14 protein-coding genes and 2 pseudogenes are annotated in these 17,578 nt (G+C 43.8%); 10 read left to right on the top strand and 6 right to left on the bottom strand.

Annotated features, from left to right (window positions below):
* Positions 1 to 301: 301 nt before the first annotated feature.
* From H6G32_RS20385 to H6G32_RS20375, 3 genes are all read right to left on the bottom strand, one after another.
* Positions 302 to 1,669 carry a bifunctional folylpolyglutamate synthase/dihydrofolate synthase gene (locus tag H6G32_RS20385; RefSeq protein ID WP_190461540.1) on the bottom strand — a complete coding sequence of 456 codons (1,368 nt, stop codon included), beginning with the start codon at positions 1,667 to 1,669 and terminating at the stop codon, positions 302 to 304.
* 98 nt (positions 1,670 to 1,767) lie between these two features.
* On the bottom strand, positions 1,768 to 1,893 hold the full coding sequence (locus tag H6G32_RS20380) for a photosystem II protein Y (protein WP_190461538.1): 126 nt from the start codon (positions 1,891 to 1,893) through the stop codon (positions 1,768 to 1,770).
* Between the two features lie 137 nt (positions 1,894 to 2,030).
* Positions 2,031 to 2,558: a gamma carbonic anhydrase family protein gene (locus tag H6G32_RS20375; protein ID WP_190461537.1), complete on the bottom strand. Its 528-nt coding sequence runs from the start codon at positions 2,556 to 2,558 to the stop codon at positions 2,031 to 2,033.
* Between the two features lie 242 nt (positions 2,559 to 2,800).
* Here H6G32_RS20375 and H6G32_RS20370 point away from each other — a divergent pair, with 242 nt between their 5' ends.
* From H6G32_RS20370 to H6G32_RS20345, 6 genes and pseudogenes are all read left to right on the top strand, one after another.
* Positions 2,801 to 3,310, top strand: coding sequence for a TIGR02652 family protein (locus H6G32_RS20370; RefSeq protein ID WP_441306994.1), 510 nt, complete (start codon positions 2,801 to 2,803; stop codon positions 3,308 to 3,310).
* 88 nt (positions 3,311 to 3,398) lie between these two features.
* Positions 3,399 to 3,845, top strand: a complete 447-nt coding sequence (locus H6G32_RS20365; RefSeq protein WP_190461532.1) for a VOC family protein — start codon at positions 3,399 to 3,401, stop codon at positions 3,843 to 3,845.
* Between the two features lie 293 nt (positions 3,846 to 4,138).
* On the top strand, positions 4,139 to 6,934 hold the full coding sequence (locus H6G32_RS20360; RefSeq protein WP_190461531.1) for a M16 family metallopeptidase: 2,796 nt from the start codon (positions 4,139 to 4,141) through the stop codon (positions 6,932 to 6,934).
* Positions 6,924 to 7,103: pseudogene (locus H6G32_RS20355) on the top strand (sulfocyanin-like copper-binding protein); the annotation flags it as partial. The gene H6G32_RS20360 and the pseudogene H6G32_RS20355, both read left to right, overlap by 11 nt.
* A 429-nt stretch (positions 7,104 to 7,532) precedes the next feature.
* Complete coding sequence (map, locus tag H6G32_RS20350; protein WP_190461529.1) at positions 7,533 to 8,360, top strand: type I methionyl aminopeptidase; 828 nt, start codon at positions 7,533 to 7,535, stop codon at positions 8,358 to 8,360.
* 576 nt (positions 8,361 to 8,936) lie between these two features.
* Positions 8,937 to 10,334: an amidase gene (locus H6G32_RS20345; protein WP_190461527.1), complete on the top strand. Its 1,398-nt coding sequence runs from the start codon at positions 8,937 to 8,939 to the stop codon at positions 10,332 to 10,334.
* A 65-nt stretch (positions 10,335 to 10,399) separates the two neighbouring features.
* On the opposite strand, the gene H6G32_RS20340 is transcribed toward H6G32_RS20345, so the two are convergent.
* Positions 10,400 to 10,855 (bottom strand): cupin domain-containing protein, encoded by a 456-nt coding sequence (locus tag H6G32_RS20340; protein ID WP_190461524.1) that lies wholly within the window; start codon positions 10,853 to 10,855, stop codon positions 10,400 to 10,402.
* Positions 10,856 to 11,650 (bottom strand): cysteine hydrolase family protein, encoded by a 795-nt coding sequence (locus H6G32_RS20335; RefSeq protein WP_190461522.1) that lies wholly within the window; start codon positions 11,648 to 11,650, stop codon positions 10,856 to 10,858. It abuts the gene before it with no gap.
* 134 nt (positions 11,651 to 11,784) lie between these two features.
* Between H6G32_RS20335 and H6G32_RS20330 the strand changes: the two genes are divergently transcribed.
* From H6G32_RS20330 to H6G32_RS20320, 3 genes and pseudogenes are all read left to right on the top strand, one after another.
* Complete coding sequence (locus H6G32_RS20330; RefSeq protein WP_190461561.1) at positions 11,785 to 13,182, top strand: amidohydrolase; 1,398 nt, start codon at positions 11,785 to 11,787, stop codon at positions 13,180 to 13,182.
* A 51-nt stretch (positions 13,183 to 13,233) separates the two neighbouring features.
* A pseudogene (locus H6G32_RS20325) lies at positions 13,234 to 13,428 on the top strand (zinc ribbon domain-containing protein); the annotation flags it as partial.
* Between the two features lie 89 nt (positions 13,429 to 13,517).
* Positions 13,518 to 14,726, top strand: a complete 1,209-nt coding sequence (locus H6G32_RS20320; RefSeq protein WP_190461520.1) for a NupC/NupG family nucleoside CNT transporter — start codon at positions 13,518 to 13,520, stop codon at positions 14,724 to 14,726.
* Positions 14,727 to 14,733: 7 nt separating this feature from the next.
* On the opposite strand, the gene H6G32_RS20315 is transcribed toward H6G32_RS20320, so the two are convergent.
* Complete coding sequence (locus tag H6G32_RS20315) at positions 14,734 to 15,186, bottom strand: hypothetical protein (RefSeq protein ID WP_190461518.1); 453 nt, start codon at positions 15,184 to 15,186, stop codon at positions 14,734 to 14,736.
* 150 nt (positions 15,187 to 15,336) lie between these two features.
* Here H6G32_RS20315 and H6G32_RS20310 point away from each other — a divergent pair, with 150 nt between their 5' ends.
* The gene (locus tag H6G32_RS20310) at positions 15,337 to 17,451 is read left to right on the top strand and encodes a glycoside hydrolase family 10 protein (protein ID WP_190461516.1); all 2,115 of its coding nucleotides are present in this window, start codon (positions 15,337 to 15,339) and stop codon (positions 17,449 to 17,451) included.
* The last annotated feature ends 127 nt before the right edge of the window (positions 17,452 to 17,578 follow it).

Here is a 17,578-nt window from a genome sequence, read left to right as displayed (position 1 = left end):
GATTGGGAGCAAGATTCTCAGATTAAAGGATTAACATGATTGATTTGAGAATCATCAACATTAATCCTGCACATCCAAAAATCCTTAAATCCTGATTGGGAGCAAGATTCTCAGACTAAAGGATGAACATGATTGATTTGAGAATCATCAAGATTAATCCTGCACATCCAAAAATCCTTAAATCCTGATTGGGAGCAAGATTCTCAGATTAAAGCATGAACATGATTGATTGGAGAATCATCTAGATTAATCCTGCACATCCTTTCATCCTTAAATCCTGATTGGTAATTGGGAGCAACTATTACTCATTACCCATTCCTAAAAAATGCCCTATTAGATATAGGGAACCGCATAAAACGACCAAGTTATCTGTTGGAGTAAAAGCAGCATCTAATGCTAATGATAAATCTGGATATGTGCTGCAAAAGCGCAATTCTGGACAGATATCACCAGCTAACTTTGCTAATTCAGCAATATCAGCCGAATTACTATCTGGTACTGGCACTAAATACAATTTATCTTCTGGACGGAGTAAAGCTTGAAAAATGTCCTGATGTTCTTTGGTAGAGAGCATTCCCATCACCCAATTGACAGAGTGCTGAGTTGTCTCTTTTCCCTCGTGACTCTGAGGCTTAGGGCGTGGGTTTAAAGTATTGACATAATCGCGCAAAACCTTGGCTGCGGCTGGGTTGTGAGCGCCATCAATTAATAATTTATGGTTTTTCCAAGTAACCCATTGCATCCGCCCTGGCCATTTAGTTTTTGCCATACCATTGATTATGGCTGCTTCAGAAATTTGCCAACCCTTTTCTTGGAGTATTTCCAAAGCAGCTAAAGCCAAAACGGAATTAGTTAACTGAATTTGTCCTTGTAATGCTAAAGGATATTTAAGAGTTTTTGAATTGTGATTTTTGAATTTTAGATTTTGAATTCTTTCATATTCTGCCCATCCTGTAGCGATTTGATGGGCAGGTTGAGGGGTAAAAATAGGGGATTGTAATTCTAAAATAGGCTCTTGGGTTGGCGGAGTGTCTCCCAGAGAAGCGCTAGTGTTAAGAGCCGATAGCACAACTTTTTGGGCATCCGGTGGTAATGGCCCAACCACAGCAGGACAACCAGGTTTAAGAATACCTGCTTTTTCTCTGGCAATGTCGGCGACAGTGGGGCCTAGTTGCTGCCAGTGTTCGCGGCTAATGGAAGTAATTATGGTCACAAGGGGCTGGGAACAGACATTAGTAGCATCTAAGCGCCCTCCTAGTCCGACTTCTACCACTGCAATATCGACTTGCTGTTGAGCAAAATACAACCAAGCAGCTGCGGTAATTACCTCAAACTGAGTTGGCGATTCTTCATCAGGATCAATGGCAGCTTGAACTTGTAGGATTAATTGACATAAAGCCTCCGAGGGAATTGGTTGTTCGTTGAGGCAGATGCGTTCTGTCCAATCGACTAAATGGGGGGAAGTGTAGCGTCCTGTGCGATAACCAGCCTCGGTAAGTACAGAAGAAAGATAAGCACAGACGGAACCTTTGCCATTAGTGCCAGCAACGTGAATTATGGGGACTTGGTCATGGGGGTTGCCGAGATTTGCCAATAATTTGACAATGCGCGAGAGTCCCAGATGGACACCAAAGTGCTGAAAGGGTTGGAGTAAAGAATCTAGATCCATAAAAGTATGAATGGGAGAAAGGTAATTGGAAAAAGGTAATTGGGAAAGAACTATTACCTATTACCTTTTTCACTATTACCCATTACCCAATGCCGAGTTTAAGCTTCTTTGTTCAAAAAGTTTTGAACTTGTCTTAAAGCCGCAGCACCAATGTTGAATACAGCCCAACTAGCAGCAATAGCTATTGGTGCTAAAACAATCGCTACACGGTAATCAATGTCCATATCTTCAAACCCTCTGTTATTTAAGTTTTGTCAACTGCTCTCATTTTTATTTTTAGCTGAAGTGGGCAAGAATGCTTGCCTGATGTGTAAAGAATCTTTAAAGTTTAGGCGTTAGTCAGCTACTAAATAGCTCTTTGCTAGGGCTTGAGAAAGCCTAGATCATTACCCTTACCAGCATGAACCAAGGCTAATTTTTGGTAGCGTTTAGCGTGTTCGATCAGTTCTTCGGCTTCGGTGGCTGTGACTTGACGCTGTATTTTGCCAGGAATGCCAACGACTAGAGACAAGGGCGGTACATTTTTAGTGACTACGGCACCAGCACCAATGATACTACCAGCACCCACTCTGACCCCATCTAAAATTATTGCGCCAATGCCAATTAAACTTCCACGTTCAATGTAGGCTGAATGTACCACAGCCCGATGGCCTACGGTAACATGATCTTCTAAGATTGTTGGCGAACCTGGGTCACCATGTAGGATTGCCCCATCTTGAATGTTGGTGAATTCGCCAAGCTCAATGCGTTCTACATCTCCCCGTACCACTGCTCCATACCAGATGCTTACTCCTGAGGCTATGTTTACCGAACCTATAACTACAGCATTGGCTGCAATGAAGGCAGCTTGAGAAAAATCGGGAGATGTCCAGTAAGAGGAGTTAGACACGATAGAATATGAATATGGTACCCAGGAACACTGGAAAAACTCCAACCTTTGAGGCTGGTTGCAAAACCAGGATATCACGGCGTCTCGCCTCTATCTTGAGGAAGATCAGAGTGAGAATTGTTCCAGCGGCAACTCCGGGTCTGTGCAGCAGTGAACAAGTAACCCAAAGTGGCGGAGTCGAAGTGTAAAATCGAACCAACTGGTGCTGGTGAAGACAAAACTATGTTTGTACGCACTTCATGATGAATCCAGGCTTGCAGTACCCAATGTTTGGCCCCGAAATACAGTGTCCCCACTGTCGCCAGACTATTCCAGCGCTGACATTAACAGATACTTATCTATGTCCGCGTCATGGCGCTTTTGAGGCTAATCCGAAAAATGGAGAATTGATCCATCTACAGTCGGGGCGTCACTGGCGGAGGTGGAACAGCGAATGGTATCGGCAACATACTCATCCTGATGGTATTCGGTTTGAAATTCACGAAGCGCTAGATAAGTTGTATACCCAAGGCTATCGAGCAACAAGGGTGATTATTGCGCGACGCTATCAGGAATTGATGAGTGGTTATTTAGAACGCAGTGCGCCTTGGCGTACAGGAGTGCCGGAAACTACAGTAGCAAGACTGTACGGCTTACCAGTCGAGTTTAGCCCTGATGCTGCGGAGGAACCTTGCTGGGAAGTGATTAATTTTGATTTGGAAAAGGAGCCTGGTGTGCCAGTGCGCTATCCTTATTTCCGGTTATTTGAGTGATGGTCAGTGGTCAGTAGTCAATGGTCATTGGTCATTTTACAAGTGACTAATGACTAATGACTAAGCACTAAGGACTAAGGACTGACTTATGCACCACGCTTCTATTCGGACTGCAAATATTCATCGAGCGATCGCCTTTTATGAGCAGTTGGGGTTTACCTGCTCGGAACGCTTTACTACTGGCTACACTCTAGCTTGCTGGATGGAAGGATTGGGGGGTAGAATTGAACTGATCCAAATTCCTGAACCGAAACCAGCCCCAGATGCTTTTGCAGACGAGCATTATGTGGGCTATTATCACCTTTCTTTTGATCTCACGGAGATCACACCAGATTTACCTAGTTGGTTGAATGGTTTAAAAGCACGTTTGGCTGTGGTGCTAGAGAGTCAACCAGTAATAAAATTGTCACCACTGAAGATACTTTTAGAACCGATGCAGCAACAAATAGGCGATCGCCTTTTTGAAGTCGCTTTCATTGCTGATGCTGATGGCTTACCCCTGGAATTGATCCGGGTTTTACCCAAACTAGGTTAAGGAAGAGAGACCTGGAAGGGAAGAAGGAATTATGCCAATACCCAACGCCCAATCTTGTTGCATTTAGCTTTTGCTTGTGGCTGGCAATATGCTAGTATTCTTTGTCAAGACATATTACCGTGGTGCTTAATTAGTCATAGTACAGGGTTTAATTCCACATTTAGCCCTCTTTCGGATACAAGAATCTTTTTCCAGAATGTTGCCGAGATAACAGAATTTTTGATCAAGAATAGAATATAGTCTTACTCCAAAATAAATATGTAATATATTTTACATATGTATCTGCCAAAGATATGTCTGTGTTTGTCACCTTGCGTCGATATCGTTTTCTATTATTAATGTTGAGTGTTTGGATAATTGCAGTGTTGGCGTTAAGCCACAAGCCTGTTGTTAGCCAAGATAAACTTAGATATAACTGGGAAAATCTGCCACTAACACTCTTTGCAAAAAGAATCAATACCCCGGCAGTGACAGACAACGTCCTCAAGACAGTACTAGAAAATGGTCTGACTGTCTTGACAAAAGAAGTACATAATGCACCAGTAATTACTGTTCAGGTATGGTATGAAGTTGGTTCGCGCAACGAAGAACCGGGAGTAAATGGCATTGCTCACCTGTTGGAACACATGATGTTTAAAGGTACCAAAGACCGTCCGATTCAATTTGGACGGTTATTTAGTGTTTTAGGCAGTGACTCCAACGCTTTCACTAGCTATGACCAGACAGCATATTACAACACTGCGGAACGGGAAAAACTGAAAGCGCTGCTGATGCTCGAAGCAGACAGAATGCAAAACTCTCTGATTGATGTTGAGCAATTAGCAAGTGAGAAGCGGGTAGTAATATCTGAGTTACAGGGTTATGAAAATAGCCCAGAATACCGCCTAAATCGAGCCGTGATGGGGGTAGTGTTTCCTGATCATGCTTATGGCTTACCTGTAGGTGGGACTAAAGCCGATGTTGACAAATTTGAGGTTGAGCAGGTACGGAAATATTACCGCAACTACTACTGTCCCGATAATGCTGTTTTAGTGGTTGTGGGAGATTTCCCCACGGAAAAAACCCTGGAAACAGTTAAAGAGATATTTGGCAAAATACCCAAGAGGAGGGGTAAGTCAAAAGATCAAATCAGAACTCACAACTCAGGACTTAACACTCCTATTGTACTGCGAGAACCAGGAGCAGGGCCAATGTTGCAAGTGGTGTATCCACTCCCGGAGGGGAATCAACCGGATGTGCCAGCCTTGGCTGTGATGGATTACATTTTGACAGAGGGACGGAATTCTCGCCTGTATCAGGTATTGGTGGAATCGGGTTTAGCCAGTGAAGTTACAGCTGGTGTGACGAGTTTGCGGGAATCTGGCTGGTATGAAATGTTGTTGATTGCGGCTCCTGATCAGGATTTGACAACTATTGACTCAGGGCTGAGAAAGGCGATCGCTAATTTAGCAAAAACAGGGGTAACATCTGAGGAATTAGAACGAGCTAAAACTCAATTAATCGCATCTGTAATTTTAAGTAATCGTGATATCACAAGTCTGGCAATGCAATTGGGCAATGATGAGACTACTGCTGATGATTATTACTATACAGACCGTTACTTAGCCGCTGTCCGTCAGGTAAAAGCAGCGGATATTGTGGCTGTGGTCAACAAATACCTGAAACCAGAAGCACGGATAGTCGGCTTTTTTGAACCAACCCAGAAACAGACAAAAGGAATCGGCCCTAAACCACAATTAGCACAAACTACAGAAAATTTCTCTCCTGGCCCACCAGAGCTTCTATCTGAGGTGATGAAGTACTTACCGCCGGTACCGCCATCTACAGACACCCTGACACGAGCATTGCCCCAGGTATTCACTTTTGCCAATGGTCTGCGGGTAATACTGTTATCAGACAAGAGTACTCCTACTGTGACTTTAAGTGGACACATCACAGCCGGTATGGAATTTGACCCAGATGATCAAGCCGGACTGGCGTCTCTGGTGGCTGACAGCTTGGTGAATGGTACTAAAACCAAGAGTTTATTGAATATTGCTAAAACTTTGGAAGAACGCGGAGCGAGTCTGGATTTTGAAGCATATCGGGAAGGTGTGCGGATCCAGGGTAATAGTTTAGCGGGGGATTTACCTGTTTTGCTGGCGACTTTGGCAGATGTTGTCAAAAACAGTACCTTTCCTTTAAAAGAGTTGGAACTGAATCGCCAACAAGCTTTAACTGCTCTTAACTTACAATTAGATGATCCTCAAGAAGTAGCAAAAAAAGTATTTGTGCAATCGATTTACCCAAAAAATCATCCCTTGCACACCTTTCCTACAGAGAAAAGCATACAGGGGATTAAACGTGAGGATGTGATTGCTTTTAAGGAAAAACATTATCGTCCAGATACGATGGTGCTAGCCCTGGTGGGAGATTTTGATGTGGATATCGTGCGATCGCTTCTTCAGGCTAAGTTTAGTGACTGGCAAGTGAGGGGTCAACCACCAACAATCAAATATCCGACAGTGTCAATGCCAAAAAAACTGGTGCGTGTCAATCCAGTTCTCCCAGGTAAAGCCCAAGCCATTACTTATATGGGTTATTCAGGTATTAACCGTCAAGATCCCCGGTTTTATGCAGCCTTGGTGTTGAATCAGATTTTGGGTGGTGATACCCTATCGAGTAGGCTGGGAACAGAAGTGCGCGATCGCCTGGGTTTAACCTACGGAATTTATAGCAGCTTCCAAGCCGGAAAAAATGTCGGCACATTTTTGATTGAGATGCAAACTAGCCCAGAAGATGCCAGTCAAGCGATCGCCAGCACCCGTCAACTACTACAACAAATCCATCAGCAAGGTGTTACCCAACAAGAAGTAGAAACGGCTAAAGGCACCTTAACCAGTAACTACAAGGTTTCTCTGATAAATCCAGAGGAATTAACAGACACAATGGTGATGAATCAGGTGTATGGACTCTCTAAAATGGAATTGCACTCTTTTACTCAAAAAATCCACCAAGTCACCCTTGCTCAGGTTAATCAAGCAGCCCGTGAGTTACTCCACCCAGATAAAATCGTAGTGGTGACAGCTGGGCCATCAGCGTCAAGTTGAAGCAGGCAAAGTAGAAATTAAAGGAGCTATCCACGAACTAGAACTAAAACCTGGTGCTGAGGCAGAATGGGTAGTAGTGCCGCTGAAATCGGGAACCTATAGCTTAGGTTGCACAATACCGGGACATACGGAAGGGGGTATGACTAGAGTAATTACTATTAATTCTTAATTGAGGTTCTCTGCTGCTATGGTCGTAGACTTAATAAGGAAATGCTCAATTTTCTGGATGAATTTTTCTTATAGCAAGACTTCTCCATTATACAAATACAATACCACAAAAAGTCAAGGGGTCAATATCAATGGCTGAAAAAACGTAAATTCGTTAAATTATTGAGATTATTGTCAATAATCTTGATAACCCTAGGGGCTTATTGAGAAAAAAGGTAAAGTCTGACAATTTGCGGAAAATCGATATTTAAAAAACTTATTTGTTTCCAAGAAACCCAACTGAATATCAAACTCCACAAAACGCCAGTTAACAACCTTCTTGCCAAACCTGGTACTCTTGGGTGCAAAATAAGTTAACTTAAATAAAGATATTCTTTGTCAACTAATATTGATACTTAAGCGGTGAATCACCAGTAATTATTAATTTGCTATGAACATTCTCAGTAACTTGCTTTCTCAAACAACTCAGCCGAAATCTGAAAAAAGACAACGCCGAGGAATTGAAATTAAATCGCCGCGAGAAATTGATATCATGCGGCAATCAGCAAAAATTGTGGCAACGGTACTCAAAGAAATTTCTGAGTTGGTAAAACCAGGAATGACTACGGCTGATTTGGATGCTTATGCAGAAAAACGCATCCGGGAAATGGATGCAACACCCAGCTTTAAAGGATATCACGGTTTTCCTGCTTCTATTTGCTCCAGCATTAACAATGAAGTTGTACACGGCATTCCCAGTCCCAAAAAAGTGATTCGGACTGGAGATGTATTAAAAGTAGATACCGGCGCTTATTACCAAGGCTTTCATGGTGATTCCTGCATTACAATTGCGGTGGGCGATGTTACACCAGAAGCGGCTAAATTGATTCGCGTAGCTGAAGAAGCCCTTTATAAAGGTATTGAGGAAGTCAAAGCGGGTGCATACTTGCTTGACTTGGCGGGGGCAATTGAAGACCATGTGAAAATGAATGGTTTTACTGTTGTGGAAGAATTCACTGGACATGGTGTTGGTCGTAACTTGCACGAAGAACCTTCGGTGTTCAACTACCGAACAAGGGAGATGGCAAATGTCAAACTGCGTGCGGGGATGACATTAGCAATTGAACCAATTTTAAATGCAGGTTCTAAACATACGCGGATATTATCTGATCGCTGGACAGCAGTAACGATGGATAAAGCCCTGTCGGCTCAGTTTGAGCATACAGTCTTGGTGACAGAAATGGGTTATGAGATTTTGACTGACCGGACGCAAGTTTAATGTAGAGCCATCCACAAACTAAACTATCCCAAATATTGTTACGCAAAAATGACGTAAAATCCCTAATTTACCCTAGGGGCAATTCATGGATTGCCCCTACATTTTGTGCTTGATGCGTAAGTCCTAAAAAATCTCAATTGATCAAAATCCGACCCCTGTGGAAGCGCATTTTCTAATTCTGCCAAGGTGCTGGGTTGTAGCTGCATGGAAACGACTATAGCAATCCTAAATGAGTTCCGAACAAAAAGATAAAAGATCCCCGACTTCTTCAAGAAGTCGGGGATCTGAGCCTCTCGCAAATCAAATAGGATTACTATATCTAGAAGATATACTTGATCATTAGAGGTCAAAATACCAGCATTGATCATGGGGTGATATTCTTCTACTATCCATAGGCGGTTTTGGGTGGATATGATTGTGGTTATCCCCCTGTTGTTTTTGGCTATTTGTTTATTTTCGCTTTTTTTTTAGGGCTTTGTGGATAAGTTTGTGTCGTTAGACATAAGCATTTGCAAATGATGGCTTGCTAAAAAATAGAAGATAGATAAATCCTCTAACTTGAGAATTGGTAATTGTATGAATGAGATTGATTTAGCTTTTACCCCAGCATTAGAGTTGGCAAAATTCATCCGTCGTGGGGAAGTATCGCCGCTAGAGTTAGTGGAAATCTATTTAGAACGGATTGGGCAGTTAAATCCGCAATTGGGAAGTTATTTTACGGTAACGGCAGAATTGGCGGAAGCCGATGCCAAAGCCAAAACAGAATTACTGACGACTACTTCCGAACTACCACCATTTTTTGGGGTGCCGATTTCCATAAAAGACCTCAACGCTGTGGCGGGTGTTAGCTGTAGTTATGGGAATCCGGTATTGATCAATAATATCTCAGACTTTGATGATGGGGTAGTGACTTGGATTAAACAAGCTGGGTTTATTATTCTCGGCAAAACCGCAACTTCAGAAATAGGTTCACTTCCTTACAGCGAACCTGTGGGATTTCCCCCAGCGAGAAATCCGTGGAATTTGGACTACACCCCTGGCGGTTCTAGTGGTGGTGCAGCGTCATCAGTAGCAGCAGGATTAAGTGCGATCGCTCAAGGTTCTGATGGTGGTGGTTCGATTCGGGGCCCTGCGGCTTGTTGCGGGTTGGTGGGGATAAAACCATCGCGGGGAAGAGTGACAAAAGCACCATTTGGCGATCGCCTCGCTGGGATTGCTACCAATGGCCCAATTGCCCGTACTGTGGCTGATGCAGCTGCCTTGTTGGATGTAATATCCGGCTATGTCACCGGTGATCCTTACTGGTTGCCGAATCCAGAACCATCATTTCTCGCCGCCACTCAGACAAAATTGGGTAGTTTGCGAATTGCTTATGGTACTAGCATCACTTCTATAGGGGAAGCTGACGCCAACTGCAAAGCAGCTGTTTTACAAACAGTCCAGTTATTAGCGCAATTGGGACACCAAGTTGAGGAGAAATCCCCAGATTTTAGTGGTTTAGTTGAACCATTTCAAATCGTCTGGCAAGCTGGAGTAGCTGCTTCAGGAATTCCACCAGAGGCATTGCAGCTGATGAACCGCTGGCTAATAGCACAAACGGTTTCTGTAGTTGAGTACCTGCAAGCAGTTGCCGAAATGCAGATAGTTTCACGGCAAATAGTGGCGTTTTTCGATACTGTCGATGTGCTGGTGTTGCCAGTTTATCTGCATTCACCGATTCAAGTTGGCGAATGGGCTAATTTGACGCCAGAAGAGACATTTGAAAAGGTTATTCGCTGGGTTGCACCTTGTCCACCAGCAAATGCCACTGGACAACCGGCGATCGCAATTCCTGTAGGTTTTGATAGTAATGGTTTACCCATGAGTGTGCAGCTAATTGGCAAACCCGCCGCTGAAGCTACCCTAATCAGCCTTGCAGCCCAACTAGAAGCCGCTAACCCGTGGATTCAGCATCGTCCAGCATTGGCGACATAATGGCAAAAGCTGTATTCATTTTGAATTTTGAATTTTGAATTTTGAATTTTGAATTCTGTCAGCTTTTAACAGGGTATCAGAGAATCATATTTCCCCAACACTGCCAAATCTTCCTCATCTAAATCCACTGGAATACCACTGCGAATAAGTTCTGAAAAGTCTTCATTGGGAACCATAATTGTTAAAGTATACAAGCGACCAGCACCTGTATTTTTAATCAAATGTGTGCCAGTGGGAGGGACTAATAAACTATCTCCGGCTTTGATTGGCATATTTTTACCATCACAAATCGCCATTCCTTCCCCTTTGAGGACAAAAAACATTTCCAATGCCCATTGATGACGATTGGGCGGTGTTTTTCCACCAACATCAAATATTTCTACACAACAAGTTAAGGAAGTATTAGCGTTTGCTGAATCAAAGATAATCGCTAACCGATTGGAATCTTGGGGACTGATGCGATATGTTTGGTAATCTTTAGGAGATTTGATCACCGGAATTACACAACGAGTAGCGTACATTTATTTATTCCCCTCTGTTGATTCAGAGTTATTTAGGGCTGTTAACATTGCTGCTGTGTCAGTGACAAAACCGAAGCACTGTTTCACGTTGTATAATGTCGCCAGCCAACAATATGCCGGCGAAGTTGTAGCAGTGCAGTCTTTAACTAACACACAGTCATATCCTAAAAAGTTGGCGTCACACAGGGTAGTTAGCACACATTGATCCGCATTGACGCCAGCAAATAATATTGTCGTTGTTCCGAGATTCCGCAAAATACTATCTAAAGGAGTATCCCAAAACCCACTCATGCGGTATTTATCCACGCGGACATCTGTCGGTAGTTGTGGGAGTTCCTCTACTACCGCCGCCGCCCAACTACCTGCCATGAGTACTTTAGCACCATTTTTTGGTAGAGGATCGCCCAATCCGACGCCGTCGCCTGTGGGGTTGTAGACGTGGAGTGAACTGGCACTAATATTGAGTAAGTCGGGACGATTTCCCCAATTTACCCAAATGACGGGAACACCTGCGGCACGAAGTGCTGGAAGTAAGGTTTGTAAGGGTTCGATGGGTTGACGCGCCCTACTGACATCAACGCCGATATGCGCTAACCAGCCATCAGGGTGGCAAAAGTCGTTTTGCATATCGATAATCAGGATGGCAGTTTTTGCCAAGTCTAGGCGCAGAGTTTTCGTTTCTGTCGATAAAATAACGGGTTGTGGCGTCTTTGGAGGACGAGTAATATCTGCGATATCTTGATTCACACCCCAAGCATTTGGTGCAACGCCCAATGTCCGAATAGGTAGATTCATAAATTTCAACGCCCAACACCATTTTTTACTTTGTAGCCTAAAAATCTGTTAAGCGTTCGATTCCTTAATTAAGGTTAAAATCCTAAGGTTTTCAATAGACATAGCAGTAATGGAAACTTAGGAGGGAGGCTATGGTGAATTTTACTATCCAAGATGTGTTAATTGCTGTTGAAGATGGTTATGCAACCGTTGATGTGCAGGTGGTAGATGGCAAAATCGCGGCGATCGCCCCTAATATAGAGTTAATTGGTACGGCAATTGATGGGAAAAATAAACTGTTGTTGCCTGGGTTCTTCAACGCCCACACCCATTCTTCAGAAATGTGGCAACGGGGAATTATGTCTGTCTTGCCTTTAGAATTATGGCTGGCAGAACTGTATGATTTTGCTCCCCTCGATCCTGAACAGGTATATCTCAGCGCCTTGGGAACAGCGGTAGAAACCCTGTTTTCTGGGGGAACGAGTGTGGTAGATCATCTGGTGTTAATTCCCGGACAAGAGTTAGAAACCATCGCCACCGCTGTTCGTGCTTATCGAGAAGTGGGAATTCGCGCCTTTATCGCCCCCTTGATTCAAGATGAATCTATCACTGCCGGTATGCCATCGGGAGAATCCACCCCAATTCATGAGCCTTATTTTCGCTCAACGGCGGCTACCCTGGAAATTATAGAAGAAGCGGTGCGGCAGTTTCATCGCCCAGAGGAGGGTGTGAATATTTTGGTTGCACCGACGGGGATTCAGTTGTGTACTGATGCTTTATTTGCCGGGTGTAGTGAATTAAGCGATCGCTATCATCTGTGTCGTCACTCTCACTTACTGGAAACCAAAGCCCAGGAAAAACTGGCCTTAGAGAAGTATGGTTGTACTGCTGTTGCACATTTACAGCGAATTGGCTATTTAGGCGATCGCACAAGTTTAGCTCATTGTGTCTGGTTAACTGATGCTGATATCGCCATTCTGGCAGAAACCCAATCTACAGTTGTTCACAATCCCTTGAGTAATCTGCGTTTAGGCAGCGGCATCGCCCCAATTTTAAAATATCGTCAAGCTGGGGTAAATGTGACTTTTGGTTGTGATGGTGCTTCTAGCAATGACTCCCAAGACTTATTAGAAGCGATCAAAATTGGTTCTATCTTGCACAATGTGACAGACTTAGATTATCAGTATTGGATTACACCCCAACAAGCAGTAGAAATGGCATCTTTAGGGGGAGCAAAAGGACTGAATATAGCTGACAAACTCGGTTCTCTCAGCGTTGGTAAACAAGCAGATTTGGTACTTTATGACCTCACCAACTTATCATTATTGCCCCGGACAGATCCCATCGGTTTATTAGTTTTAGGACGTCCCACCAATGTTGTTGCTAGTGCTTGGGTAAATGGTAAACAAATTATTAGCAATGGTCAATTTACTACCATAAATGTTGACGAATTGCGGCAAGAATTATTTAACCGCAGTCAGTGGGAGACATCGCGCAAATCTCAAACTGTGGCGCAAATTGAACCGCATTACCGCACAGTGATGGGTTTGTGAATATTTATCCTTGGGATAAGGCAAGAGGCAAAAGGGTTTTAGACTAGTTCAGATAGATGGTATCCATCTAGTAAAACCTGTTCTGATTGTGGACATCAGAAAGAAAAACTTTCTTTGTCCCAAAGAACTTATCACTGTGAGCACTGCGGTTTTGAGATGGATAGGGATCTAAATGCAGCAATTAATTTATCACGTTTGGCTACAGCGTGTAAGCTTACTGTAGCAAGATCCCGCAGGGTGGGATAACCGCTCCCATGCTCCCATTGAAGTAAGAAGTAAATGTCTAGACTTGTCTAGGATTTATATAGCGGTGCATCTATATTTTGGGAGTTTACATGGAACGCGCCATTTCCGCCCTGGGAATATTTGTTTTTATTGGCATTTCCTACGCCTTCTCTATCAATCGCCATGCTGTACGTTGGCGAACAGTAGCCTGGGGGTTGGGGTTAGAGTTTGTCTTAGCCCTGGCGATTCTCAAAACTCCCTGGGGTTTGAATGTGTTTAAATCACTGGGGGATGTAGCCAGTAATTTTTTGGCTTTGTCCGATGTCGGTGCCAAATTTGTCTTTGGCGAAAATTTCAAGGATCATTTCTTTGCCTTCCAAGTACTGCCCACCATTATCTTTTTCTCCGCATTTATTAGTGTTTTATATCACTACGGCATTTTGCAACGGGTAGTGAATGTACTGGCGTGGGGAATGATGAAGTCGATGAAAATATCAGGTTCTGAGTCTTTATCCTGTGCTGGTAACATTTTTTTGGGGCCAACAGAATCAGCGCTGATGGTTAAACCCTATATAGCCAAGATGACGCAATCAGAACTTCATGCAGTGATGACTGGTGGCTTTGCCACAATTGCTGGTGGGGTACTAGGGGCTTATCTCTCCTTTGGCATCCCAGCAGAACATCTGATTGCAGCTTTCTTTATGACTGCCCCTATTTCAATGGTGGTATCAAAATTGCTTTATCCAGAAACTGAAATATCGGAAACTACTGGTAAAGCCCAGATGGAAATTAAAAGCCATTACGCGAATGTGATTGATGCGGCTACCACAGGAGCGATTGATGGTGTCAGGCTAGCAGTTAACGTCGGGGTAGTGATTATTGCCTTTTTGGGATTGTTGACTGCTGTCAATGCCCTGCTGGGATGGTTGGGGGCCCTTGTTGGTTTACAGCAGCTTTCGTTGGAGTGGATATTGTCTTTTATTATGGCTCCCGTGGCCTGGTTGATGGGTGTACCTTTTGTTGATTGCGGCCAAGTGGGAGCGTTATTGGGTAAAAAGACCATCCTTAATGAGTTTTTGGCTTACGTGGATTTAGGGAAACTAATTGAAAACCACCAAATTTCCCAGCGTGCAGCGATTATTACTACTTATGCTTTATGTAATTTTGCGAATATCGGCTCCATTGGGATTACCATTGGCGGGATTGCGGGAATTGCACCAAACCGCCAACAAGATTTAGCTCGCATGGGTGTAAGAACTATGATTGGCGGATTACTCGCCAGTTTTATCACTGCTTGTATTGCAGGGATGCTGGTGTGAAGGGGTATCATTTTCGTTTTTCTTTGATGTAACCCAATTTCCAATTACTAGGTTGCTTTAGCTGATTTATTTTACCTTCAAAAATTAGCTCTAGGGTAGTGCGAGTTTGCAAATATCCCTTCATTAGGTAATGTCCAGGCTTGGCATAAATACCACCATAGGTATTGCTAGGAAATAGCAGAATTCCACAGTAAGTCGGCTTTTCTGGTATTTCTATGGTAACCAAATGGTCGCGTATATATCCATCAGGAATCATGAATATACCGTATACCTGATGCCGACCACGCCAAGGCTCAATCACTATTTTTTCAGGAGTAATATAATATTTTTTACTTTTACTGACAACAAAACCCCATTTTCCGCAGGGGAATGTTGGTAATTGCTCCCAGACGTAAGAACCGCCTAGAATACCAACTAAGCTAAGTGTAAATAAGATGTAAATTAGGGGGCGTTTTCTCACCTGTTAGATCCAGCACTACCTCTTTTTGGTTATATCGCGAGTTTTACTGTTTGCCTACACTCACAAAATTCTCTGTGCCGGGTGTTTCGGATAGACGTTTGCGGTATCATGCTGCTAAATTAAAATCAGGCCAGCTAGCTGCAATCAATAATGGTATTTACTTCTAGGCCCTTCTCAGATATTCAAAATCATTGGGCAAGGCTATTCATTGAAGCCTTAGCAGGGCGTCGCTTTTTAAATGGCTATCCTAATGGGACATTTCGCCCAGATAACTCAGTGACTCGCGCTGAATTTGCTGCCATGATTGCGGCAGTCTTTACCCTACCTAAAAAGCGGGAGTATGTGCCTTTTGTTGATGTCCCTGGCAGTCACTGGGCGATAAATCCGATTAAAAAAGCTTACGAGACAGGATTTATTGCTGGATACCCTGATAAGCGTCTGCGCCCCAGTGACAGGATTTCTAGAGGTGATGTCTTCGTTTCGCTGGTCAATGGCTTAGAGATGGCGGCTAAAGTAGAACCTGATTTGCTGAGTAAACTGCCGCAAATATATCAAGATGGGGCTGGCATAGCAGGTTATGCTAGAAATCAAGTGGCGATCGCCACTCGTGCAGGATTAGTTGCTAGCTATCCAAATATCAAATTATTTAACCCAAATATAGCGGCTACTCGCGCAGATGTAGCGGTGATAATTTATCAAGCTTTGGTGTATCTGGGACAAGCTGAAAAGATTTCCTCTCCCTACATTGTGGTTCCCCCAAATGCTGTAACAACACCAAAGCCAACACCCACACCCACACCAATACCCACACCAACGCCCACACCCACACCAACACCAATACCAACACCAATACCAACACCAATACCCACACCGTCTAATACTGTCAAAGTCAGTCATCGCCGGGAGTTCCGGGGGGCTTGGGTAGCATCTGTGTGGAATAGTGATTGGCCGTCTAAATCTGGACTGACAGTTGCCCAACAGCAAGCAGAATTAGTGCAAATTATCAGCCAATTGCAAGGGATGAACTTCAATGCACTGATTTTGCAGGTGCGGCCAGAGGGGGATGCGTTGTACTCTTCTCAATTAGAACCTTGGAGTGCATGGATAACGGGAACTCAAGGTAGAGCACCAGAACCATTTTATGATCCTTTAGAATTTGCGATCGCTGAATGTCACAAACGCAATATCGAACTTCATGCTTGGTTCAACCCCTACCGCGCCAAAACCAGCATCAAAGGTTCCCCCAACGTCAGCCCCCACATCGCAATCACCAACCCCGAAGTTGTTTATCAATGGGGTAATCAGTTGTGGATGGAACCAGGCTCAAAAGTCGTTCAAGATAGGGCCTACAACGTCATTCTCGATGTTGTGCAGCGCTACGATATTGACGCCGTTCACCTAGATGACTATTTTTATCCCTATCCCATCGCTGGAAAGTCTTTCCCCGATGAAAAAACCTACACAGCCTACAAATCAGCCGGCGGTACCCTCAGCTTAGAAAACTGGCGGCGAGAAAATGTCAACCAAATGGTGCTGCGTCTATCCCAAGGAATAAAAGCCACAAAGCCCTACGTAAAATTTGGCATTAGTCCCTTTGGCATTTACCGCCCCGGACAACCAGCCGGTATTGCCGGTTTAGATGCCTATAATGTCCTATATGCAGACTCCAAGAAATGGTTAGAACAAGGCTGGGTTGATTATTTCGCCCCCCAACTCTATTGGCGCACCGACCAACCAAAACAGAGTTACGAAGCATTACTGAAATGGTGGACAGAAGCAAACACCAAGCAGCGGCACATTTACGCCGGTAATAATATCGCCCAACTAGACGGCAAAGCATGGAAAGATGAGGAAATTGACAAGCAAATCAAGATTACTCGCAACCTAAAGAAAGACTTGTCACTAGGGAATATCTTCTACAGTATGAGTTCCCTCACCGAAAATCGCCAAAACATCGCCGATAACTTCAAAAATTCCCTTTATTCCCAACCGGCAATAGTGCCGAGTATGTCGTGGCAAAATGCAACACCACCGTCCCCACCCATAGGACTGCAAGTTAACAACCGTAAGCTTAATTGGCAGCCTGGTGATAATCGACCAGTTCGTTCTTGGACACTTTATCGGCAAACTGGAGATACTTGGACACTCCAGCGAATTTTGTCTGCTGGTACCACCTTTGCCACAGTGCAACCAGGAACATACTCCGTATGTGCAGTAGACAGATTAGCCAATGAAAGCGCCGGGGTAGTCATTACCGTGAGTTGAGTACAAATATTGAAACCACAGAGACATCTAGATAATTCATCTGTGGTTTAACAAATTTCTGGCATTCCTGAATTTAAGTATGAATTTAGGACTTAAGCATCGTACAAATTTACCCTCTTTTCAGGCT

Origin of the sequence: Cylindrospermum sp. FACHB-282 (assembly GCF_014697195.1) — a bacterium.
Lineage (GTDB): Bacteria > Cyanobacteriota > Cyanobacteriia > Cyanobacteriales > Nostocaceae > Cylindrospermum.
Note: the sequence above shows the minus strand (reverse complement) of the source record. Positions and strands in the feature narration are given on the sequence as shown.